24 protein-coding genes are annotated in these 23,819 nt (G+C 30.4%); 11 read left to right on the top strand and 13 right to left on the bottom strand.

The features are described 5' to 3' along the window. Positions 1-50 precede the first annotated feature (50 nt). Both L3B96_RS14845 and L3B96_RS14840 read right to left on the bottom strand, forming a co-directional pair. Positions 51-962, bottom strand: coding sequence for a PhzF family isomerase (locus tag L3B96_RS14845; RefSeq protein WP_238861659.1), 912 nt, complete (start codon positions 960-962; stop codon positions 51-53). 171 nt (positions 963-1,133) lie between these two features. Beyond that, the gene (locus L3B96_RS14840) at positions 1,134-1,856 is read right to left on the bottom strand and encodes an MBL fold metallo-hydrolase (protein WP_238861658.1); all 723 of its coding nucleotides are present in this window, start codon (positions 1,854-1,856) and stop codon (positions 1,134-1,136) included. A gap of 419 nt (positions 1,857-2,275) precedes the next feature. Between L3B96_RS14840 and L3B96_RS14835 the strand changes: the two genes are divergently transcribed. The 4 genes from L3B96_RS14835 to L3B96_RS14820 all read left to right on the top strand — a co-directional run bounded on the left by L3B96_RS14835 (position 2,276) and on the right by L3B96_RS14820 (position 5,387). Continuing rightward, complete coding sequence (locus L3B96_RS14835; protein ID WP_238861656.1) at positions 2,276-3,589, top strand: FAD-binding oxidoreductase; 1,314 nt, start codon at positions 2,276-2,278, stop codon at positions 3,587-3,589. 277 nt (positions 3,590-3,866) lie between these two features. After that, positions 3,867-4,325: a LytTR family DNA-binding domain-containing protein gene (locus L3B96_RS14830; protein ID WP_077854819.1), complete on the top strand. Its 459-nt coding sequence runs from the start codon at positions 3,867-3,869 to the stop codon at positions 4,323-4,325. Next, positions 4,322-4,732 carry a hypothetical protein gene (locus L3B96_RS14825; protein WP_077829855.1) on the top strand — a complete coding sequence of 137 codons (411 nt, stop codon included), beginning with the start codon at positions 4,322-4,324 and terminating at the stop codon, positions 4,730-4,732. Before L3B96_RS14830 ends, L3B96_RS14825 begins: the two co-directional genes overlap by 4 nt. Before the next feature lie 139 nt (positions 4,733-4,871). Further along, a complete protein-coding gene (locus tag L3B96_RS14820; protein ID WP_077854818.1) occupies positions 4,872-5,387 on the top strand; it encodes a DUF1453 domain-containing protein in 516 nt (171 codons plus the stop codon). A gap of 265 nt (positions 5,388-5,652) precedes the next feature. Here L3B96_RS14820 and L3B96_RS14815 read toward each other — a convergent pair whose 3' ends face one another. Then, positions 5,653-6,546, bottom strand: coding sequence for a LysR substrate-binding domain-containing protein (locus L3B96_RS14815; protein ID WP_238861653.1), 894 nt, complete (start codon positions 6,544-6,546; stop codon positions 5,653-5,655). Between the two features lie 141 nt (positions 6,547-6,687). Here L3B96_RS14815 and L3B96_RS14810 point away from each other — a divergent pair, with 141 nt between their 5' ends. Both L3B96_RS14810 and L3B96_RS14805 read left to right on the top strand, forming a co-directional pair. Next, positions 6,688-7,791, top strand: a complete 1,104-nt coding sequence (locus L3B96_RS14810; protein WP_238861651.1) for an alkaline phosphatase family protein — start codon at positions 6,688-6,690, stop codon at positions 7,789-7,791. A 222-nt stretch (positions 7,792-8,013) separates the two neighbouring features. After that, positions 8,014-8,958 carry an NAD(P)-dependent oxidoreductase gene (locus tag L3B96_RS14805; protein WP_238861649.1) on the top strand — a complete coding sequence of 315 codons (945 nt, stop codon included), beginning with the start codon at positions 8,014-8,016 and terminating at the stop codon, positions 8,956-8,958. Between the two features lie 95 nt (positions 8,959-9,053). Here the strand turns inward: L3B96_RS14805 and L3B96_RS14800 are convergent, their stop codons facing one another. The 5 genes from L3B96_RS14800 to L3B96_RS14780 all read right to left on the bottom strand — a co-directional run bounded on the left by L3B96_RS14800 (position 9,054) and on the right by L3B96_RS14780 (position 12,726). Continuing rightward, positions 9,054-9,926, bottom strand: a complete 873-nt coding sequence (locus tag L3B96_RS14800; protein ID WP_238861647.1) for a radical SAM protein — start codon at positions 9,924-9,926, stop codon at positions 9,054-9,056. A 51-nt stretch (positions 9,927-9,977) separates the two neighbouring features. Next, on the bottom strand, positions 9,978-10,511 hold the full coding sequence (locus L3B96_RS14795; protein WP_238861645.1) for an alpha/beta hydrolase: 534 nt from the start codon (positions 10,509-10,511) through the stop codon (positions 9,978-9,980). Between the two features lie 181 nt (positions 10,512-10,692). Next, positions 10,693-11,103, bottom strand: coding sequence for a peptide deformylase (locus L3B96_RS14790; RefSeq protein ID WP_238861643.1), 411 nt, complete (start codon positions 11,101-11,103; stop codon positions 10,693-10,695). Positions 11,104-11,439: 336 nt separating this feature from the next. Beyond that, a complete protein-coding gene (locus tag L3B96_RS14785; protein WP_012059685.1) occupies positions 11,440-12,309 on the bottom strand; it encodes an aldo/keto reductase in 870 nt (289 codons plus the stop codon). A 72-nt stretch (positions 12,310-12,381) separates the two neighbouring features. Continuing rightward, on the bottom strand, positions 12,382-12,726 hold the full coding sequence (locus tag L3B96_RS14780; RefSeq protein WP_012059686.1) for a metalloregulator ArsR/SmtB family transcription factor: 345 nt from the start codon (positions 12,724-12,726) through the stop codon (positions 12,382-12,384). A gap of 774 nt (positions 12,727-13,500) precedes the next feature. On the opposite strand from L3B96_RS14780, the gene L3B96_RS14775 reads away from it, so the two are divergent. Then, a complete protein-coding gene (locus L3B96_RS14775; protein ID WP_238861641.1) occupies positions 13,501-14,259 on the top strand; it encodes a peptidase MA family metallohydrolase in 759 nt (252 codons plus the stop codon). A gap of 252 nt (positions 14,260-14,511) precedes the next feature. On the opposite strand, the gene L3B96_RS14770 is transcribed toward L3B96_RS14775, so the two are convergent. From L3B96_RS14770 to L3B96_RS14760, 3 genes are all read right to left on the bottom strand, one after another. Continuing rightward, a complete protein-coding gene (locus tag L3B96_RS14770; protein WP_238861639.1) occupies positions 14,512-15,153 on the bottom strand; it encodes a Vat family streptogramin A O-acetyltransferase in 642 nt (213 codons plus the stop codon). Between the two features lie 154 nt (positions 15,154-15,307). Beyond that, positions 15,308-17,920 (bottom strand): phosphoenolpyruvate synthase, encoded by a 2,613-nt coding sequence (gene ppsA, locus L3B96_RS14765; RefSeq protein ID WP_238861637.1) that lies wholly within the window; start codon positions 17,918-17,920, stop codon positions 15,308-15,310. Positions 17,921-18,193: 273 nt separating this feature from the next. Next, on the bottom strand, positions 18,194-19,018 hold the full coding sequence (locus tag L3B96_RS14760; protein WP_238861635.1) for a nitroreductase family protein: 825 nt from the start codon (positions 19,016-19,018) through the stop codon (positions 18,194-18,196). A gap of 523 nt (positions 19,019-19,541) precedes the next feature. Between L3B96_RS14760 and L3B96_RS14755 the strand changes: the two genes are divergently transcribed. Beyond that, positions 19,542-20,339: an SDR family oxidoreductase gene (locus L3B96_RS14755; protein ID WP_238861633.1), complete on the top strand. Its 798-nt coding sequence runs from the start codon at positions 19,542-19,544 to the stop codon at positions 20,337-20,339. A gap of 191 nt (positions 20,340-20,530) precedes the next feature. Next, positions 20,531-20,818, top strand: a complete 288-nt coding sequence (locus L3B96_RS14750; RefSeq protein WP_238861631.1) for a Dabb family protein — start codon at positions 20,531-20,533, stop codon at positions 20,816-20,818. A gap of 378 nt (positions 20,819-21,196) precedes the next feature. Here the strand turns inward: L3B96_RS14750 and L3B96_RS14745 are convergent, their stop codons facing one another. Further along, a complete protein-coding gene (locus L3B96_RS14745; protein ID WP_041898328.1) occupies positions 21,197-21,700 on the bottom strand; it encodes an Rrf2 family transcriptional regulator in 504 nt (167 codons plus the stop codon). A 202-nt stretch (positions 21,701-21,902) separates the two neighbouring features. On the opposite strand from L3B96_RS14745, the gene L3B96_RS14740 reads away from it, so the two are divergent. Then, positions 21,903-22,274 (top strand): pyridoxamine 5'-phosphate oxidase family protein, encoded by a 372-nt coding sequence (locus L3B96_RS14740; RefSeq protein ID WP_238861630.1) that lies wholly within the window; start codon positions 21,903-21,905, stop codon positions 22,272-22,274. Between the two features lie 24 nt (positions 22,275-22,298). Further along, the gene (locus L3B96_RS14735) at positions 22,299-22,475 is read left to right on the top strand and encodes a 4Fe-4S binding protein (RefSeq protein WP_238861628.1); all 177 of its coding nucleotides are present in this window, start codon (positions 22,299-22,301) and stop codon (positions 22,473-22,475) included. Positions 22,476-22,694: 219 nt separating this feature from the next. Here the strand turns inward: L3B96_RS14735 and namA are convergent, their stop codons facing one another. Then, positions 22,695-23,711 carry an NADPH dehydrogenase NamA gene (gene namA / locus L3B96_RS14730; RefSeq protein ID WP_238861626.1) on the bottom strand — a complete coding sequence of 339 codons (1,017 nt, stop codon included), beginning with the start codon at positions 23,709-23,711 and terminating at the stop codon, positions 22,695-22,697. Positions 23,712-23,819: the final 108 nt, after the last annotated feature.

The following is a 23,819-nucleotide window of genomic DNA, read 5'->3' as shown; positions in this document are numbered from 1 at the left end:
GGTTAGAATTAATTCTGCTCACCTACTATTGCATGTGTTTTATATTAGTTTTAATCATTTAATAATAATTCTGATTTAAATATTATAACGGCGTTTCCTGAAACTTTGGCCTCTATTGGTTCATTGTCTTCTATCTTTACCTCAACTTCGATTATACCAGGCCTATTTATAGCCTCTCCTTGCTTAGCTTTAAATCTAAATAAAGAATTATTATGCTTAACAAGATTGTAATGAACAAGATATGCACCTAATGGACCATTTGCATTACCAGTAACAGGATCTTCATTGATACCTATTGAAGGTGCAAACATTCTTCCATGTATTAAAATATCACTCTCTTTTGAATCAGTAGTAAAAATATAATATCCATTACATTTAATTACCTCGCTTAACTTAGAAAGTGCACTATAATCCGGCTGCAATGTATTTAAGGTTTCAATACTTTTAATACCTATCATAACTTTAGAATGACCTGTTGACACTATCTGAATTTTATAATCATCAAGTAAATCACTTTCTTTAATTTTAAGTGCTTTTAAAAGTTCTTCTTTATTTGTACCATCAATAGTTTCACCAAACTCAATTTTTCCCTGTGTCATAATAATTTTGTAATCATTATTTTCTTTTATTATATCAACAGGTAAAATTCCTGCGCCTGTCTTATGATAAATCCTTGAAGCTTCCAGTTCATTTTCGATAGCACGTACATAATGAGCTGCAATAGTGGCATGTCCGCAAATAGGGACCTCGCTTATAGGTGTAAAAAAGCGCACTTGAACATCATACTCACTACTATTTGAAGAGAAAATAAATGCTGTCTCAGAATTGTTAAGCTCTCTAGCAATTTTCTGCATTTCATAGTCAGTTAATCCATCTGCATTTGATATTACCCCTGCTGGATTTCCTGTAAATTTTTCCTTTGTAAATGAATCAACTTGATATAAATTATATTTTCTTGCCATGTTACCTCCAGATATACTTTAATTTATAGGCTAAAACCATTCCTTTAATCCATGGGAATTAATACCTATCCGTAATATAATTAATTATAGTTTTACTTTAATTCACTTACAAGTACGCATTTAAAAAGTAAGATTTATGTTCGGATTGAAAAATAATAAAAATTACCTAGCTTAAAAAACTCTTTTAAGAGCATCCCTGATTTCATTCTCAAATATTCCACCATGATAACATATAATTCTTTCAATATCATAATCCAAAAACTTTTTAACAGAATTTTGGGCTTCTTTCATATCTAGGGTATATTGAGGCACTGCAATAACAAGTTCTCCGTTTTCTACAACTAAGGCATCTCCTGTTATTAATGATTTACTTTCTTTATGATAAATGGATATATGTCCAGGCATGTGCCCAGGTGTAGCTAGGATTTCAATTCCTCCACAACAATCGAAATAATCCCTATCTTTTAACTTTATATCAACATTACAACTTTCTATAGATTGAATCATTTTATGAAAATGATCTGCTTCTACTTTCTCATTTTCTGATAATGAATCATATATATTTTCAGCTTGTTCTAATCTTAATGATTTTTTACTTCCATCAATATATGGAGCATCTTCTTCTGATGCTAATACTTTTACTTTAGGATATTTTCTTTTAAATTCTGCTAAAGCTCCCATATGGTCATAATCATGATGTGTAATAATTATTTTAGATAAATTTTTTATATTAATCTTTTCAGCTAATGCAGCTTCTTCCATTAAACTCAAAAAATTTGGATATCCACAGTCAATTAATATCATTTCATTCTCATCTTCCAATATAACTGGATGTATAGCATCACTTTGTCCTGAAAAATTGAAAAATACATCTAATACGTTTATTTTACTCATTTTAAGTCCTCCTAGTAAAATTTCAATTATAGAAAATAATATCATGCTCAGAAACACTATAGTTAATTCTTAAATATTTCTGTATCATTTATGCACATATATATTGCAGTAATAAACTTACATCTAAAATTTTGTTAAACCAAATGCTCAATAAAAAAATGTAAAAATTCAATTCCCAAACAATTTTTTCAAAATATAGTTTCTTTTCACCTCTACCCATTATCAATTTTATATTTTATTTAGAATCTTAAGCTTATTCATTATCATATACAAATTCTTATATTCATAGAATTATCATTAACATTCTTCTTATGCAAAATAATGATAATAACTAGTATTTTTTGAGTTTCTACATATCACTTCTATGATACTCGCAACATAAAATAAAGAAAAATGCATTTTAACAAAGGAGAAAGAAAATGAGATTAAATGGATTAACAGGAAGGGTAATAACTCCCTCAGATAAAGAGTATCCAACTTTAAGACTTGAATATAATCTATCTATTAATAAATTTCCATTAGCTATCGTTTATTGTTATACACCAACAGATGTATCCAACGCTATTAAATGGTGCAGGAAACATCATGTAGGACTTCGCATTCGTACAGGGAAGCATAATTATGAAGGCTATTCAACAGATAATGGCGTAATAGTAATAGATACAACTCCTATGGACAAGATTGAAGTTAATACTAAAAATGATACTGTAAAAATTCAAGCTGGTGCAAGACTTGGAAATATATACTCAATAACTTCTGAAAAAGGATATGCCTTTAATGGCGGAACATGCCCTACAGTTGGAATTTCTGGCTTGGTATTAGGTGGAGGAATAGGTTTATCCTGTAGAAACTTTGGCTTAGTATCGGACAATCTTATAGAGCTGCAATTGGTTAATGCCAAAGGTGATCTAATAACTGCCAATAATCATATACACCGTGATTTATTCTGGGCCTGTCGAGGAGCAGGTGGTGGAAACTTTGGAGTTGTAACTAACTATACTTTTAGACTTCATAAGGTAAATTATATTACTCTTATACAGCTTAGATGGAATAATATTTCCATGGAAAAATTTATTAACCTATGGCAATGTTGGCTAAGAACTGCTGATAAAAGGATTAGCTGTTTTGCTGGTTTAAGTAAAAGAGGCATATATTTAAATGGATTCTTCTATGGACCTAAGTCTGAAGCTGAAAAAATTTTAAAAGAGTTTTTGCTGCTCCCAGGTTTACTAGATAACTCTTTAATAGAATATGTACCTTTTATAGATGCTGTTAAAGCCATTGGTTCTTTTTATGGGCCTCCTGATAGATTTAAGGCTACTGGAAGGTTTGTTTATTGTCATCTAAGTAAAACAAATATCAGAAACTTAATTAAGTATATAGATTGTAGCCCTGGAGATGATTGTTTTATAAGACTTTATACTTTAGGCGGTAAGATAAAAGATTTCTCCAGTGATTATTCAGCTTATTACTATAGAGATGCCAGCTATATTATAGGAATAACAGCAGATTGGGAAGAATATGAAGATGGCAATGTATTTAAAAACTGGGTATCACAAGTTTTTAAATATGTGGAAACTATAACAAATGGCTCTTATGTAAACTTCCCTTATGCTCAGCTTAAATATTATGGCTATGAATACTATGGTGAGAATTATGGAACCCTTAGAATAATAAAAAAGATTTATGACCCTGACAATGTTTTTAGATTCCCACAATCAATAGAACCTTAACCCACTTAAAAAATAGTCTGCTGACTTTAATTCAGCAGATTATTCTTTCTAAATTTCAAAGTCAATTCTTCTCTTTTCATTAATCAGCCTCCTGTTCTTCTCTTATTTTACTTATTTTAGTCTATATGATATTTTATATATAAATAGGCATGTACTTTATGGAAAATGATTATCATATTTTGTTTAGAATAATGTTTAAATAAAAATAATGATTATTTATGAAGCTGTACTATATGATTTTATATATTAACAGTATTTAATTTGTAGGAGTGTAAAAATGAAGGTTAGTATAAACATTATTTCTTCTGGATTAGAGGAAGAAGTTATTTTTAACGTACACAATGTTCAAGAAAAGGTTACTGAAGCCATAGAATTACTGACATCATCAAATGAAGTTATTAAACACTTACTTGGAAGAAAAGAAGAAAAATATTACAAAGTAAACGTGGATGAAATTTTTTATATAGAATCAATAGATAGAAAAGTATTCATCTATACGAAAACTCAAACCTATGAAATTTCCGAGAAATTGTATGTTCTTGAGGAACAATTAGCTGGTATGAATTTTATTAGAATTTCTAAATCTTTGCTACTCAATATTGATAAGATACATTCTTTTTATCCAAAGTTAAGCGGAAATCTAGAGGCTCTTTTAACTAATAATGAAAAAGTAATAATTTCAAGAAGATATGTTGCAAATTTAAAAAATAAATTGGGAATGAGGGATGGCAAATGAGCTTTAAATATTTAAGAGAAATATTTAAATTAACCTCAGTAGTTTTTACAGTAATAACATTATTTCAGCTTATTACAAAACAATCTTTAGATAATGAAAAGATTTGTGAATTATTAGCTTTATCATTATCATTGTCATTAATAAAGATAGTTATCAATAAATATATTATTTCTAAGGACTCAATATTTAATCCATTATTATATATAGTTATAATTTGGTTAATGATTGTTGCATCAAATTATCTTTTTAACTGGAATATGTCCTTATCATTAATGTTCTCAACGTTTATTGAAGTTATATTAATTTACATATGCGTAAGACTTATTAATTATCAATATGAGAAAATAGACGTGAAGAAAATGAATGAGATTTTAGATAGAAATAGAAAAAATAAAAACCAACAGTAGGTTTCTGTTTATTTTTATATTGGTTTTAATACCGCTTAGTTATATAAATATACCGCTTACGTAAATACGTATTGTTCTTATTTAATTTATATTGTACTCTTACAACATGATATGAATTAAGAAAGAAGGCTATATTATTATGATGATTATTAATATTATTTCAGAGGTATTTAACCAAACTCCTTTTTATGTTTGGGTTATATTTATTTATCTTTTAAAGCGTGGGCTTAAAGCTAGTAAAGATGGTGAGTTATCACTTTCTAAAATGTTCATTATGCCATCTATTTTTATTATTTGGGGCTTAGAAAAGTTACTAACAAACTTTAGCTATATAGGCATTTCTATGATCTTCTATAGTATTTGTATGTGTTTTGGTACTTTAATATCATATTATTTATATTCTCGATATAGAAAAATATATATAAAGGATGGCTCTCTATATAAAACTGGCTCATATTTACCAATAACTATTATGATGACTAATTTTTTTGCTAAATATCTATTAAATGTTGCTATGGCTGTTAATCCGTTGTTATACAGTACACTCTTCTTTAATATTTTGTATTCATTATTATCTGGCTTTTCAGTTGGTTTGTTTATCGGAGGTATTTTACAAGCATATAAAGCTTATTCAAACTTAAAAGCATTAGCTTAGGTATATGATCAACACATCTAAATTAAAATTTCACATGTATTTTACCAGTTAAATAACCCACTAAATTGATATGCTCCCCTTATAGCAGACAGTTAAAATAAAAAACTGTTTCTATAAAGGGAGCATATCAATTTCTAATTTAGTGGATTTCATTTTTGATTTAAACTGTTCATGCTGATACCTATTACCAATTTTAATGAATCTGCTATTAATAATTCAATATCATTTATCATAGAATATAGTTAGTAACATAACCAGAGTGCTATCATACCTTTAGGGGATTCTCCTCCTTTATTGTACTACACAACATTATAAAATTATTTATATATTCTGTTAAGTTCTTGTTTTTATGGTAAGAAATATAGAACTTCCTTGTAAAGTTATATTCTTCTAAATTTATTTTTGCAATTCTTCTGTTTTTTAATTCATCTTGTATTAAGTATTGAGACAAAAGTGCTATTCCTTTATTATGAATTACAGCTTCTTTTATAGAATCAATACTCTTACAAATCCATGTAACATTAGGAATGATATGCGATTCATCAAAAATATCTTGAAGCATTTTTTGAGTTCTACTTCCAGGTTCACGGGATATTATTGATTCTGAACTTAATTGCTTAATTCTAATTGTTTGTTCAGCAAGGGGATTTTCTGGGTGGCAAACAAGCATTAGTTTATCATCTAAAAAATCAATATATGTTAACTCGCTGCAAGGAGATTCCATTTGAATAATGGCTATATCCAAATCATATGATAATATCTTTTGTTCTATGTAGGAGCTATTCCCAATTTCAACTTGAATATTAACAGAAGGATAAAGGTTTTGGAATTTCTCTAATATTGGGTAAATCAATTTATGAGCAATTGTGGTACAAACCCCAATTCGTACTAGTCCTTCATAGGAAAGATTCCTCATTTTTAAGTTCATTTGCTCTAAATCATATAATAATTGTTTTGCATGGAAAAGCAATTCCTTTCCATTAGAAGTCAAATATAGTTTTTTAGATAATCGCTCAAATAACTTTGTATTATATTCATTCTCTAGCGCTGATATTGACTGACTGATGGATGATGGCGATATATATAAATTTTGAGCTGCTTTACTCATGCTCATTTGAGTACAAACTTCTACAAATATTTCTAAATCACGAATTGTCAATTGAAATCCCCCATTTCATATAGTTAAGTATTTACTAATCATTATATAATATTATTCATATTTTACAAAGCATTATAGAGGTGATAACCTAAAAACAAATAAGTGTCTTTAGTAAAGGAGATGTAAATTATGCAAAAAATAATGATTGTTGTCATTGATGGGTGCTCTCCAGAGTATTTTACTTTGGAAAGTGCACCAAATATTTATGGTTTATGTGAGCAAAAAGGATTTATAAAAAATATCTATGGTGCAGTTCCTACGGTAACCAACGTTAATCATGCCTCTATTCTGTCAGGACTTTGGCCAAATGAGACACAAATGGTAGGAAATTTCTTTTATAATCACATAACAGGAAAGTCTGGATTTATACAGGAGAAAGGATTTATGAAAGCTACTACAATATTACAGCACATTAAAAGTATTGGTGGTAAAACTGCTTTATTGACAGTAAAAGGAAAGATTCTCGAAGTATATGGAGAAGATGTTGATTTAGGAATTAGTGCTGAAAAGCCTGACCTTAACCTTTTAGAGCAGCTAGGCATTTCTATGCCGCCAAAAATACAAAGTGTAGAAAGTAGCAAATGGATTTTAGATGCAGCCCATACGTGCATACAAAAAGAATCTCCTGAAATAGTGTACTGCACTACTAATGACTATATTATGCATCATTATGGACCAAACTCTGAACAGGCTAAAAAGCAAATAAACGATATTGATAACTGCATCAAAAAAATACACAAATTAGAACCAACCCGCCAGATTTATATTACTGCTGACCATGGAATGAATAAAAAAACTACTCTTGTAAATTTTCAAAATTTATCTGAACAAGCAGGTTTTCATGTTGTATGCGTACCTCCAATGAAAGATAGATATATTGAAAATCATGCGTATCAGGAAGGTGGAACGCTTTATGTATATATGAAAAATTCAGATGAAATGGAAAAGTATCTCCAATTTGTGTCTGCTCAAGTATCAGTTGACAAAATTTTGAACAAAAAAGAAGCTGCTGAACTTTATAATTTGCCAATAAATAGTATAGGAGACTACGTCATTTTTGCCTCTGAAGATTATGCATTTGCTGAAATTAAAGGTATTTATTTAAATACTAAAGACATACGAACTCACGGCTCCCTTTATGAAAGGGAAATACCTTTAGCAGCTATTAATCCTGTTGCATCACAAGAACAGTATCAATTCAGTAAAGATATAACTTCAAATATTTTGCAATTGTTATCTAGATAGCAGTGCAGTGAGAATCGCAATATTCATAGAAGATTAATGCTAAATAGAGCTTAACTTACTTTGACAATAAGAAGGACTATGTATATTATAATAACAAACAAAATATGAAAAATTCTGAGATTTCGCTCGCAGTATATGATGTAGAAGATGCCTGGCTTGTAATTGCTAACATCAAACGGATTTTCTTCGAAATAGATATAGAGCATGAAAGGTGGTTTAAAAATGAAAATTCTTATAGTCGGATATTTTACTGAGACCTCAAAATCAAATATTATAAGGCATTTTCCAGAAGACTGGGACATTGTAATTGTCCAGCCCGGAAAAAAAATGTTACATCATATTGAAGATTGTCAGGTACTCATACCTGAACATATTAAAGTAGACCGCAGTTTGCTTTCTATAGCAAAAAAATTAAAGTTGGTACAGACGGGTGCAGGATTTGATAATGTAGATATAGATGCCTGCACGCAGTACGGCATTTGGGCTGCCAATGCTGCAGGAGTGAATGCACAGGCAGTTGCCGAGCACGTAATGGCACTGATATTGTCTTATTATAAAAACATACCGTTTCTTGATTCTTTCATGAAGAATAAGATAGATGAAAATGAATTGCAGTATACAGGAAGTGAATTAAAAGGCAAAACCATCGGGATTATAGGCTTTGGCTCCGTCGGTAAAAAAGTAGCTGAGTTTTGCAGGGTCTTTGATATGAATGTTCTTGTTTATGCTAGAAATCCCGTTGTACAGTCTGACGATTTTGTGAAAATGACGGATTTCGATACTCTTGTAGGTTCATCAGACATAGTAAGTGTGCATGTATCCTTAAATCAGCAAACCAAACAGCTAATCAACAAAGATGTATTCAAGAAAATGAAGAATACTGCACTTTTTGTCAATACAGCCCGCGGCGGAATTGTCAATGAAAGAGACTTGATAGATGCATTAAAAAATAGAGACATTTCAGGAGCATGCCTTGATGTATTTGAATCTGAACCTCTTCCAATTGAAAGTGAACTCCGAAATCTAAGAAATGTGATACTTACTCCTCATACAGCAGGCTTGCCTGATGGTCTCAAATTCCATAAAAAAAGATATGATTTCTTCGTGAACAATATAAAGCGTGTAGAAAATGGTGAAGAGCCTGAAAGCAAGCTCAATCAGTTATAATTTTGCTGCAATAAAAATAAGAGCTCTTTATTCTACTTTGTATATAAATGTTATATACAAAGTAGATAGCACCTTTTTATCATATAAATTATTTCCTATATATCAAAACCTATTTGAACTTCATTATTCTCCTCTTCAAAAGCTTTCATATAATTAAAAACTTCTTTCACTCCAAAAATAATATTATTCTGCTGACAGGTGTCTTTAATAATTTTCATTAATTTTTCATGATTCTTACTTAACACTTCATAACTATTCCCATATTCTCTTATATATTTTTCTTTTAAACCTTTAAAATGCTTATCTAAATTCTTATAATAATATTCCCTATTTCCATTTCTTAATGTTAATCCAATACCAAATACTATAATTCCTTTAACTTTAGCTTCTACACAATAATCTAAAATTCCTCTTATATTTTTCTCTGTATCATTTATATAAGGTAAAATAGGACTTAACCAGACTACTGTAGGAATTTTGTTATCCCTCATTATTTTTAAAACTTCGAATCGTTCTTTTGTTGTAGAAACATTAGGTTCGATAATCTTGCATAATTCTTCATCATAAGTTGTTAATGTCATCTGAACAACACACTTTGCTTTTTTGTTTATACTTCTTAGCAAGTCTAAGTCTCTTAATATTCTATTTGATTTAGTTTGTATTGCGAGTCCAAATCCATACTTATCAATTATCTCTAAACATTTTCTTGTATTTTGAAGATTTTCTTCTAGATGAATATATGGATCACTCATTGCACCGGTTCCAATCATGCACTTTTTTCTTTTTTTCTTAAGTGCATCCTCTAATAGCGGCTGCACATTAGCCTTAACCTCAATATCTTCAAAAATATGATCCATTCCATAACAATGACTTCTGGCGTCACAATATATACATCCATGAGTACATCCTCTATAAATATTCATTCCATTACTACTAGATAATATACCTTTTGCCACTACATCATGCATAAAATCGTAACTCCCTTCAAATTAACACTGTACAATTGAAAGTGAAAAATCTTATCGAATTCTTTCCAATAGTTTCTGAAATAAATTAAATCCTTCACTCCAATCATCTATGTTTGATTCACTATTTATATGACCCTTTCTGCCAACAGATACTGTTTCAAGCCCCCACTGTTTACCTTTTTCTATACAAAACAGAGATGAGGAATATTGATCGTTCTCACTATAAATTAGCATTCCAGGTAGCTGAAGGTTATCTTCTGGCAAATGCTCAAAGGAATCTAAAAAGTTTGGAAATTGTTCCTTGTTTGGATCTGGTGGAGCCACTAAGAAGACTGCTTTCAAGTACTTTCGTATCTTAGGCATGGCTTTTACAGTAAGCAAGCAGCCAAGGCTGTGTGCAACTAATACTACATCACAGCTATTTTCTCTTGAAAGATTTTCTATTAAATTTTTTTCCCATTCTTTATATACAGGATAATCCCATTCCTCTTGGGTTATTCTTTTAAATCCATATTTTTTCTCCCAAATACTCTGCCAATGCTCTGGCCCAGAGTTATTAAGGCCAGGAACTATCTTTATATTCATTATTAACACCTCAAACCATCTTACTTTTTCTAAAAGATTTCATTTTTGTACCAAATTCTAACATACATCTATGCTGATGTAAATGCAGTTATTAAAATCAAATATAAATTGAATATTGTGCTTTCCTTTGTATTTCAGCATTTATTTTTAGTATGCTCAAGCTACGTTTTTAACTTGATAATTAGATTATTATACCTTCAAAATGATCCATTTCATGTTGAATTATTTGTGCTGTAAATCCATTAAATGCTTGCTTTTTCTTATTAAAGTTTCTATCAAGATACGTAACCTCTATCGTTTCATATCTCTTTGTTTTTCTAAACCCAATTAAAGATAAACAGCTTTCTTCTGTTTCATAAGGCTTTTCCTTTTTTAATATAACTGGATTTATCATAGGTACAATAAGATTGCCTACAGTAAATACTAATATACGCTTTTTTACTCCAATCATATTAGCAGCCAATCCAACACAATGCTCTAAGTTTGCTCTTAATGTATCTATTAAATCATCAATTACTACCATATCATTTTTAGTTGCCTCTTCTGATTTTTGTCCTAAAAATAATATATCTTTTACTATTGGTTTTATCATAATTTATACTCCTTTTTCAGTTGTATTTTTTATAAAAAATAATATATACTTTTAAAATATATTATATAACCTAACCTTATCAAGTAAATTGGCTTGGCCATACACATTCTTACAATTAACTATAGGTTCTTCATTTAATACACATCTCTAACTAAAAAAATTATAACATAAACCAATGACACTTTTAATATCATTGGTTTATGTTTTAATACTTAATCATGTCCTATTTGTTTTGATTCTCCATATATAGGGTTCACTGTAACAGATATACGTAGGACTTTCTAAGTTATATCTAACATTAGAATATCAATCGCTAATTTTAGATAGATTAAAAATTTATTTAATGAAAATTTTCATCAGTTTATTATAAAGTGGATTAATCATATAGCCTGTAGGACTATGAGAATACCTTTTCCCTGTATTTAGTTGATTAATTTTTTCCATTTCTTCACTTGATAATTCAAAGTCAAACAACTGAATGTTCTCTTTGATTCTTTTGGGATTTGACGATTTGGGGATAATAATAATTCCCCTTTGTATATGCCAACGTAAAATTACTTGAGCCACTGTTTTTTCATGATTACTTGCAATTTTTTTCAATACTGTATTTTCCAGCAAAGCTTTATTCCCTTGACCTAAGGGTGCCCAAGCTTCATGCAAAATCTTATGTTTAGTAAGATATTGATGTAGCTCATTTTGTGGAAACTCCGGATGAGTCTCAATCTGATTAATCATCGGTGTGATCCTTGAGTGTTTCATTAATTCTTCAAGGTGTTGTATCTGAAAATTTGCAACTCCAATTACTTTGATCTTACCTTGTAAATATAACTCTTCCATAGCATGCCACGTTTCTAAATAATAAGATGAAGCAAAATGAATTAGGTACATATCAAGGTACTCTACGTTCAGCTTTTTACAAGTTTGTTCAAAAGCTTTCTTAGTAGCTTCATAGCCATGATCCGTATTCCAAACCTTCGAAGTAATAAAAAATTCTTCCCTTGGTATCTGACTTTTTTCGATTGCTAATCCTAAATCTTTTTCATTGCCATAAATTTTAGCAGTATCAAAATGACGATATCCAATTTTAATAGCTTCACCCACAGCAGTTTCAAAATCTTCCCCTTTATTTAGTTTATATACCCCAAAACCAACCTGAGGTATTTTAATTCCATTTACTGCTTTTATTTCTTTATTTATTAGATTCATCTCTTATACCCTCCAGAACAAATTAGTTTAAACCAAATCAACTAAATATCGCCTTTAGATTCTGCCATTATTCTAGTTCTCTTTCCAGCAATCACACATAAATTCTTCAACATGAGAAAATAACCTCTTCATCAGAATCAAATCGCTTTTAGCTGGATTTATATGATAGAAATTCATCGTTCCTTGCTTGACTAAAGTTACAATTTTGGCTTCTTTTAATATTTTTAAATGATGCGAAACAGCTGGACGTGACAAATGTGTCCCTTTAGTTATTTCTCCAACCCTTATTCCAGGATATGTTCCTTTCATTAAGCTTAAAATAATTAATTGCCTTGTCTCATCCCCAATAGCAGCTAGCACTGCTCTACATTCTTTGAACTCATTTTCTAGTTGCCTTAATTTATCTTGTTCGTTCATTATATATCTCCTTTAATTAAATTGTAATCATTAGTGCTTTTCCCCATACAAACTTCATTCGCATATGTTAATGGTTTAATCTTTTAATCCATAATAGCAAGGCATAATTGTTTTATCAACATCGGGAAAGTAAATCGAGACGAATATATTATTTTGTCATTAATTATAGTAAAGTTTTTAACTTCTAGGTCTTTTATTTCTAGTAGCCTGTTGAAGTTATTTATTTTATTATCAACTCAAAATTTTTCTCTCCCAATATGACAATCTATTTTCCTATCTTAAATTATGTGAAAATCTAGGGATTTTTAAATTCGTGGCCTTCGAACCCGCATTATTCAAGCATATTCTGAAGAATATATATTCTAATATTCTTTACCATAAATATTGTTTAGAATATTTATTCTTCACCATATTTATGGTAAAAAATAATATGACTATTTATTTATAGCCTTTTTTATTATACGAGTACATAAAATCATTCCTATTTAGAAAAATCTTATATTACCTCAAACAAATTAGGATTCAGTTTCAAAAAATTATTTATTATGTATGTCATTAGCAAATTTATTAAAAGACTAATCAAGAAATTTAATGTAATGGTGTGTACCCTTCACACTTATTAAAAAGCTTATTTCAAATTATATTTAGGAAATATATGTTTAATTATGTAAATCGTGTTTAAATAAGTGCTATAATTACATATAAACACGTTTGATTTATTACATAATTACAAATCATTCTATCTAAATAACATATTGAAAGGTGAAGACTGAAATGACAGAAAAAACAGAAGAAATTTCAGATAACATTGAACTTGGAAATGTAGATATAGAAAATGACTATAAATTAAATTTAAGAAAAGAAACTCAGCATTTTATAATCCATTACACTGAATTTGATAAGAGATGTATAGATAAAGTTTCTGATGTTCTTGAAAATAGCTATAATAGAATTACTAATATTTTCAATCAACAACTTCAAGAAAAATTGATTATTGAGATTCATCCAGACCATAATCAGCTCCATATAGCTTTGGGATTTCCAAATGCACCCGAGTGGGTAAGAGGAGGACTTGGAATAGGTAAAATTGTGATTGCATCACCTTTAAACCCACCACCAGGTTCAGAATTTCATAATGTATTAAATACAGCTGTTCACGAATTTGTTCATATCATAGTAAATAAAATAAATGAGAATACACCAAGGTGGTTGAATGAAGGAATTGCATGTTATGAAGCAAAAGACAATAATGGAAACTGGATAATAAAAACTGTTAAAAATGGACTAGCAAATGATATTGTTCCTACATTTAAAGATTTAGATACAGGCGATGATTTTGAAACTTTTTTCAAATATGATGGATATCAATACTCATATACTATAGTAGAATCAATAATCAAATTATTTGGCTATGACAAGCTGTGCAATTTGATAAAAGAACCCAATAGTTTTGTAGATGTTTTCGGAATAACCGAAGATGAGCTTCATACCGAATGGATTGATTATATAAAAATGAACTACGCACTAAATTAGACTATTAGAAATTTTTGAACTTACTTGCTAATAGGAAATCTTTTAATATTATGTATTAAATGAGGAAAATAAACTTCCTCATTTAACTTTCTACCATACTTTTTAGCTTAAAAAAACCTTATTATCATTATTTATATTTGACATTTTTAACTTGTAGTCTTCTAATGATATATGGCCTCCAGCAAATTCATTTTCGAATATATGAAATTTTGTTAGCCTATATTATTGTCCAAGCTATACATAGCTTATGATTTATATACATTCTTTCATTAATTGATTTAAACCAACTTCTGATGTTAACTTTTCAAGATTATTAAATATCTTCTCTTCATCCCAATTCCACCATTGAAGCTTCAGTAAAAATTCAATTTTTTCATCACTAAAACGCTTCTTAATAAACTTGGCTGGATTACCGCCATAAATAGCATACGGCTCAACATCTTTCACTACAGTTGAATTTGTAGAAATAATCGCACCATCACCAACCTTGACCCCTGGCATAATAGTTACATTTTGACCCATCCACACATCATTTCCAATTACTGTATCTCCCTTAAAAGGCAACTGTTCTACTGTTGGAGTGACCTTTTCCCAACCACCTCCAAAGATATTGAAGGGATAAGTTGTAACTCCATCCATTCTGTGGTTTGCTCCATTCATGATAAACTTAATCCCCTCTGCAATTGCGCAAAACTTGCCTATTATAAGTTTATCTCCCAGGAATTCATAATGATGCTCTATATTATCATAAAATTTCTCAGGAGATTTTTTATTATCACTATAATAAGTATATTCTCCAATCTCAACATTAGATTTTTTAGGTAGATTACTTATATAACAAACCGTCTTTATATTTGTATTTGGATATAGCTTTTCCTCGTCTGGTCCTGTCATAGAGTACTCACTCCTTTCAGTTCTTTTATTTTTAATTTCTGACTTCTTTGGAATCAATATTATAATCAAATGAATATTGGTTGGTCCTCAGTAATTATTTTTATCAAGTTTCCACCCTTCTGTCTGGTAATTTCATTTGACACTATCTACATCACTATAAAATTTCTATGTATCCTTCAGTTCCATTCACTCGGATTCTCTGCCCATCTTTTATCAGTTTAGTAGCATTCTCTACACCTACAACTGCTGGTAATCCATATTCACGCGCGATAACGGCTCCATGAGTCATGAGTCCACCAATTTCAGTCACTAGACCTTTTATTGATACAAATAATGGTGTCCAGCTAGGGTCTGTAAAGGAGGTGACTAATATATCTCCTGCTTCTAGCACAGCATCTTCCATGTTTAAGATGACACGTGCTCTTCCCTCGATTACTCCAGAAGAAACAGCTAAACCTGCAATCGCACCAGCTGGAAGATTTTCTCGTTTATATTTACCTGTAATGATTTCACCATCAGAGGTCATAACACGTGGTGGTGTTAGTTTTTCATTTAATTTATGTTCTTCTTTACGCTTTATTATAATATCATAATCAATTTTATTTGTGTGTACTACTTCGCGAAGTTCCTCAAGAGTAAGGTAATAAATATCTTCTTTTTCATGAATAACACCATCTTGTACGAGTCGTTTCGCTTCTTTCATTAAGGCCTGCTTATAAACAAAATAGCGGCTAATCATACCGTATTTTGGGTATTCGCGGTAACCTATAAAATTCCTGATCAAGTCGATATTTCGTTTTGTCTCTTTGGCCTTTTCTTCACCATCAGGTAACTCTCTTAGGCGACTTAATAACTCTTGTTCTTTATTCAAAGCTTCCTGTCGCCCTTGCTCAAATTTCTTTTGGCCAGCACTCGGCTCAAAGTTTTTGATATTGCTTAAAATCATAGGGACAAGTGTAATTGGTTTTTCGCTGAATCGAGTTCTAGTAATGTCAATTTCTCCACTGCAGCGCATTCCAAATTTCCTAAGATAAGACAAGATTGCATCCCTTGTTTCCTTTCCACCATGAAATTTAATCACTTCATCTAAAAAGTTATCATCTTTTACATGTTGCAAACAATCAACTATTTCTGGATAAGGACGTATCACATCTGCCACATCCATTAATTCTAGACCCATTTCCGAAGTAATATTGTTTGGTACAGATTGAGAAAGGATATCAGCTGCATTTTTTTCACCTAACCATTCGTTCATCTTTTCATTAATCCAAAGCGAAGCATTTATAGCAGACATAAATACGACTGTACTTTGTGGGTCAAATAAAATCCTCTTTAACTCATTTATATCTTCTAGAATAAAATCAATTAAATCTACTCCTGATTTAGTTTGAATTTTTTGTTTTAACTCCTCTATGGATGATTGACTCTTCTTAATCAGCTCAGAAACGATTGTCGTATCCAATTCCTTTTGTGGCTCTGAACCTGCAGCTGATATACTTCTATTACTTTTAATGTCACTCTTTTTCTCTTTATCGTTTGGTAAGCATTTTATGAAGTCTCGCTCTATTATGGTCATAATTGCGTCTTCTGTGAGAGGTTCGAGTTGTTTCATATTATTTAATAAGTTTTTTCTGCCATCTGGTGAAGCTAGCATTGGTGCTACATCAACAAACAACCTTCCACCAGCCTTAAACCATCGGCCGAAAGATATTAACTCCTTTAAAGACATTCCGAGTGGCTTTAAAGGATCTGTCATCATTTGTTGATGCCCCACAGATAAATATACATGTTTTCCTTCATCATTAACTTCAGGAATTGGATATAAAGTAGTGATTGGTCGGCTCTGAACAATGTAAAATGTATCGTGAGCCAAACACCATTCTATGTCTTGTGGACATCCAAAATGATCTTCAATCTTTCTACCCATATGCGTAAGTCTCAAAATCTGTTCATCTGTGAGCACTTGACTATTTTGCATCTCAGGCTCAATCGCCAACTTTTCGGTACCACCATCTTTTAAAGAATAGATACCTAGCTTCTTAGTAGATATTTTCTTATCTACTATTTTATCGTTGCGTACTCTATAATTATCAGCATTCACTAATCCAGAAACCAAAGCCTCCCCTAGTCCGAAGCTTGCATCAATGGATAACACTTTTCTATTGCAGGTAATAGGATCAGCAGTGAACAAAATCCCTGCCGCCTTAGGGCATACCATCCTTTGAACAACCACTGAAAGGTGCACTTTATTGTGGTTAAATTCGTTTTGAATACGATAAATTACTGCTCTCTCTGTAAACAGTGATGCCAAGCACTTTCTGATATGTTTTAAGATTGATTCCTTTCCAATAATATTTAAATACGTATCCTGCTGACCTGCAAAAGAAGCTGTGGGCAAATCCTCTGCTGTTGCACTAGAACGTACAGCATATGAATCTTTTTCACCAAGTCTTAATATGAATCTGGCAATCTCTTCGCTAATAACCTCAGGTATAGCTATGCCTTCGATGATCTTACGAATCTCACTGCTAATTTCTCTTATTTTTTCTATATCTTCTACTCCAAAATGCGATAATTCATCTAATAAACCTTTAAGTTTTTCATTATTTTCAGTTATTTTTTTATATGCTTCTGTCGTAACACAAAAACCTTCTGGTACTAAAATTTTAGTAATTCTAGATAATTCTCCTAGATTAGCGCCTTTCCCTCCAACAATGGAAATCTTTGTTTTATCAATTTCCTGAAAGCTAAGTACATATGAATTCATACACATTCCCCTTCCTCTTTTAAGTCGGAATCCTGAGTAGTTTAATTCACTTGCTCGCACCCTTATACTGCTCGTTGAAAACCATCTAGACTTTTAATTACTTTTCTAAATACGAGTGAAGCAATTTCTACGAAGTGATTCTGTTCCTATGATACACAGAATAAGCACATATTATAAGCCTGTTATTTAAAAATTTCATATGGTATAATAAAGTTGAGGGGAATAGTTGATTTTTATAAATTAAAACAATTCACTCCCAGACATCACTGCTTCTTACTGCCATGTGATTTCTAAAGGATTTCTATCTACCAGTCTTTTAAAATTATAAAGTGGATAACCTACTAATAGTGCACCTGTTACTACCCTATCTTTAGAAATATTCAACAATCTTAAAAGAGGTTCATATTCTGCCATAGAACAATATTCAAATAGTCCTGACCAGCAGGTTCCTAATCCTAATGTTTGTGCATATAATTGCACATATGTTAATGAAAAGTGTGTATTGTCGCGACCAAGTTCTTTTTGTTCTCTTGGAGCTGTTGCAATCACTAAACATGGAGCATCTCTTAATATGGTATCTTTGTTATCATTACGATACTGCTCTATTGTCGAAATAGTATTCTGTACCCACGGTGAATTCTTTAAAACACCATTTTCTATAGATTCCTCAGTCCAGTCAGCTATAATCGAAGTAATTTCATGTAGAATCTTATGATTATCAATAACATGATACGAAAGTCCTTGAGAGTTGCAAGCTGTTGGTGCAAATCTAGCTATATTAAGAAGTTCACTAATTGTATCTCGAGATACATTCCTTTTCTGAAATGTTCGAATAGATCTTCTTGATCTAAGAAAAGTGGACACAATATCTGAATCCATTAACTTTTCTTGTTGTATTTGCACTTGATTATCTAATGGAGTTTTTGTGCTGTCTAAAGCGCCATTGGGACAAACAGCTACGCAATGACCACATTCAATACAAAGATTCTTGTCTACTTTTGGTCCTGAATCACTCATCACCAATGTTCCTCTACATATTTTCACACACAGACCACATTTAGTGCATTTTTCAGAATTAACTTTAATAAAATTATTCATACAATTCTCTCCTTCATCGTATTGTCTTACTTAATTTATATATTTTTAGGAAACAATATTTCTAACCTAGCCACCATTCCTTTTAATATAGTGAAATGAAAATCTAATAATAGAATATCTGGAAGTCCAGTTTTATCAAAATTACCACTATTTTAGCTGTAACAACCGTTATGTAATACTATTTCTCTAATGATTATTTTATATAATCGATCTTTCTAACTATAACAAGCATAACCTGACCACATCATGTCAAGTTATAATCGCTGAATCAAAATGAATATAATCCACTGTATAACTGAGAAAATAAAATCACATAATATTACATAATGTTATCAGACTAGAATTCCTATTTACCTAATTTCCAAAAGATGAAAGTATTAAATTATATGATATTACCTATCTCCTTATAATGATTTTGCTTAAGTAAATAAATACCATTCCAAAACTTGACGTGATGTTGTCAAGTTTACTTAATTATACTGATTAAGTAGATAAACTTATTTAAAGGGAGGTATTTTTAATTATGCAAAATACTTTATCATTTGATATTAACAAAGAACTTGATGGTAAACGCGTACTTGTAACAGGTGGAACTAAAGGTATTGGTAGATCAATTGTTGATCGTTTGCTTAATGTGGGTGCAAAAATAATAACAACTGCACGAACTATGCATAATGATTTGCCAGATTCTATAGTGTTCATTCAAGCAAATGTTAGCACACCAGAGGGTACTGAGAGAATCATTAAAGAGACTCTTGAAAGACTCGGTGGATTAGATATTTTAATAAATAATGTAGGTGGTTCTTCATCCTCCACTTCTGGAGCATTAAATTTAAGTGATGACGACTGGTTGCAAGCCTTTAACCAAAATCTTTTTTCAGCTGTACGCTTAGATCGTGGCTTTCTGCCCTCTATGATTAAACAACAGAAAGGTGTAATAATTCACATATCATCTATTCAAAGGAGACTTCCTAGGATAATGACTATGTCATACTCTGCTGCTAAAGCGGCCCTAACAAATTACAGCAAAAATCTAGCTACTCAGTTTGGTGGAGATGGAATACGAATAAATACAGTTGCTCCAGGTTTTACAGAAACAAAAGCTGCTGAGCGTCTTATTGAAAGAATGGCACAAAATTCCGGAATTGACTATAATAGCGCTCGTCAAGAATTAATGGATAACCTTGGCGGCATACCACTTGGTCGTCCAGCAAAACCTGAAGAAATCGCTGAACTTGTTGCATTTCTTGTATCAGACAGAGCATCTTATATCACTGGTAGTGAGCATATTATTGATGGCGGAATAATAAGGACTATATAGTCTATAAAGGCGCTATACTAAATAATTCAACATAGACATATTGTATTATTTAGTAATCACTAGATTAGTATCAATAACTTTGTAGTCCTTGCTACTCGTAATAGCTTATATTTCATGAATAAAATTGTTTTCTAAATCAATGGTCATGAAATCGCACAAACTACATTAAATATTTTAGGAGGTAAAATAATATGATCATAAACAATTTATTATTAAAATTAAAGAATAGAGATATTGATAATATTAAAAAAACTCAAGAAGTTCTTCTAAGCATGAGAGGAAAAATAGAAGTTCTGATAGACATACAGTCAGAAATAAATATTCGTCCTGGTGAAAGTAATTATGATATAATTTTGATTACAAAATTTGCATCATTAGAAGATTTAGATAAATATCTTATTCATCCAAATCACTTAGAAGTTGCTAAATTTATCGGCAGTGTCTTAGATACACAAGCATCCGTATGTTATAGCTTATAAATAGTAACACAACTACCTACATTTAAAAATAATAGTTAGTACATTTAATACTAAAATAAGAAATTTACACCTTCCTAATTATCTTGAAAAAAGTTAATGTAGGAAGGTTTATTAAAGTTAGAAATTAATTACTAACATATCTTCATTAGTAACTTTATAGAAAATATGAATATATATGTTGCAATAATAAATTTACATTTAAAATTTCAGTTAGGTAAGGCCTAAGTGAAAACCAAAATGTAGAAATCCAATTACAACATATATAGTATTATAAATCAGTTGAATTTAAAAGTATGGTTATAGTTTTTTGCTTCACCATATAACCTTTAAATGAGAGTAGTATTAAATCCATTATATTCTTAATTTTTACTACTTAAATCACTTTTTGCTATTATTAAACCATTCAATTGTTGCTTTTTCAACCTCTTTTGGAAGCTTTTTATTATATACTTCATTGTATAACCAAGCCAACGATTTTTTTCTTAAGTATTTTCTCATCTCATCTTCTGCTTCTGACATTACAACTTTTATTAAACATGGACATTTTGTATGTGTATCTGGCAAATTATCTTTATCTAATAATATATTATTTTGCCTAATTTCTGCACATTGAAAGAATGATTCGCTTCCTTCTACTGCTTCAACAATATCCCAAAATGTTATTTCTTCCGCACTACGAGCTAACGCATAACCACCTTTCACACCAGGTATAGATTTTATAATTCCTGCTTTGCTTAATTTTGCATATACTTTAGATAAGTAAGTTTCTGAAATACCTTGAAAGGTTGCCAAGTCTCTTATTCCTACTGATTTACCTTCCTCTAGTTTTACCATATATAATAAGCAATGTATCGCATATTCTACTCCTACTGAAAATTTCATTTTTTATACTCCTTTGGTTTATAGTCTTTTATTAATAATATCCTATTATTTATCCCCATTCAAGATAATCATATGGTATCAAGCATATGTTCCCTGCCAAATATTTATATTGACAAACAAAAGAAATAATCATATTATAATTATAGATAACAGTTATCGACGATAATATATATCTTTATTAAAAAGAAAGAAGGAATATAGAATGTTTACAGAAAAATTTTTTGAAGTACTAAATCATGAAGGAGTAGTTTCTATTGTAACTTGTGCAAATAATGAAGCTCACATCGCTAATACATGGAACAGTTACTTAATCATTACAGAAGAAAATAAAATCTTAATCCCTGCAGCTGCTATGATTAAAACAGAGGAAAATGTTAATGCTAACCCTAAAGTTAAATTGACTCTTGGTAGTAAAGAAGTGATGGGATACAATTATATGGGAACTGGATTTTTACTTGAAGGAACTGCTAAATTCTTAAAAGATGGAGATAACTTTAATCTAATGAAAGAAAAATGTCCATTCCTAACAAGAACATTGGAAGTTACAGTTACCTCTTGCAAACAAACATTATAGTTTTCTGAATGTAAGGAGAAAATCATGTCTAGAAGAATTAGTAAATCTGACTGTGTAGGTTGTGGAACTTGCGAACGAGTATGTATTGTTGGATGCATCACAGAAGATAAGGATAAAAAAAGAATAATCACTGAATCTGCTTGTGTTGACTGTGGAGCTTGCCAATTAGCTTGCCCCAGAAAATGTATTTCTCAAAAATAATGCTACTAGAAATATACTTTTATTTAATAAAAATAGAACTATCAAAAGCTTAGTATAATCTAAAAGAAATATTATATAAAGCAAGGTTGGGTTTAAACTTTAAACTCCCAACCTTGATTTTTATATTAATGAATAAGCACATAAACTTTACTAAACATATACCTTTATGTGCTTAAAATATATTAACTAGTATAACGTAGATTCTCTACCTTCATAGTATTATTTGAAAGCACCCTTATATTGTTCTGGATAATCAAAATCTAAGTTTCTAGTTTTTGCTTCATTTAACACAAAGTATGGGTTTCTTAAAAGCTCCCTACCAACTGCAACTAAATCTGCTCTATCATTCGATATTATTTCCTCAGCCATATTAATATCTGTAATTAACCCAACAGCTATTGTAGGAATGTTACATTTTTCTCTAATTATGCTTGAATAATTTACTTGATATCCTGGATATGCATTTATTTCTGCTGGAATTAATCCTCCAGTACTTACATGCACTATATCAATATACTCTTTAATTTCATTTATGATTTCAATCATATCATTTAATGTTATTCCACCATTTTTATAATCATAAGCTGATACTCTAAGCAAAATTGCTTTCTCTTTTGGCCATACTTCTATCACAGCTTGCAATATTTCTTTTAGAAATCTAGTTCTATTCTTTATATTTCCACCATATTCATCTTTTCTCAAATTTGATAATGGTGATAGAAATTGGTGTATTAGATAGCCATGTGCTCCATGTATTTCTATAGCATCAAATCCTGCTTTATCTGCTCTTTTCGCTGCTTCTTTAAAATTTAATACAATTTCTTTAATATCATCTCTAGTTAATTCCTTAGGCAATGCACTTCTTTCATCAAATTTAACTGCACTTGGAGCTACAGCCTGACTAGCTGTTCCTGTATATTTTCTTCCACCATGATTTAATTGTATTGCAATTTTAGAACCATATTTTCTAACACCATTAGCAATTTTTTTCAGCCCATCTATATGCTTGTCATCCCAAATCCCTAAATCATTGTCTGTTGTCCTTCCATTTTCAACAACTCCTGTAGACTCAAGTATTATGAGACCTACTGCACCAATAGCTCTGGTAACATAATGAGTATAGTGAAAATCATTTGCCATCCCCGTCTCGTCCGAAGAGTACATGCACATTGGTGGCATAACAATTCTATTCTTTAAGTTTGTATTTTTTAAAGTATAATTTTTAAAAGTATTCATAATTATAATCTCCTTTTTGTTTAAATCTCTTGCTTATTGTCATTATATTATCTATACTATACTTTGAAAAGTAGTGATATTTTTTTCATATAATTTCAAAAAAGTAAG

Origin of the sequence: Clostridium sp. YIM B02569 (assembly GCF_022320765.1) — a bacterium.
Classification (GTDB): domain Bacteria; phylum Bacillota; class Clostridia; order Clostridiales; family Clostridiaceae; genus Clostridium; species Clostridium beijerinckii.
Note: the sequence above shows the minus strand (reverse complement) of the source record. Positions and strands in the feature narration are given on the sequence as shown.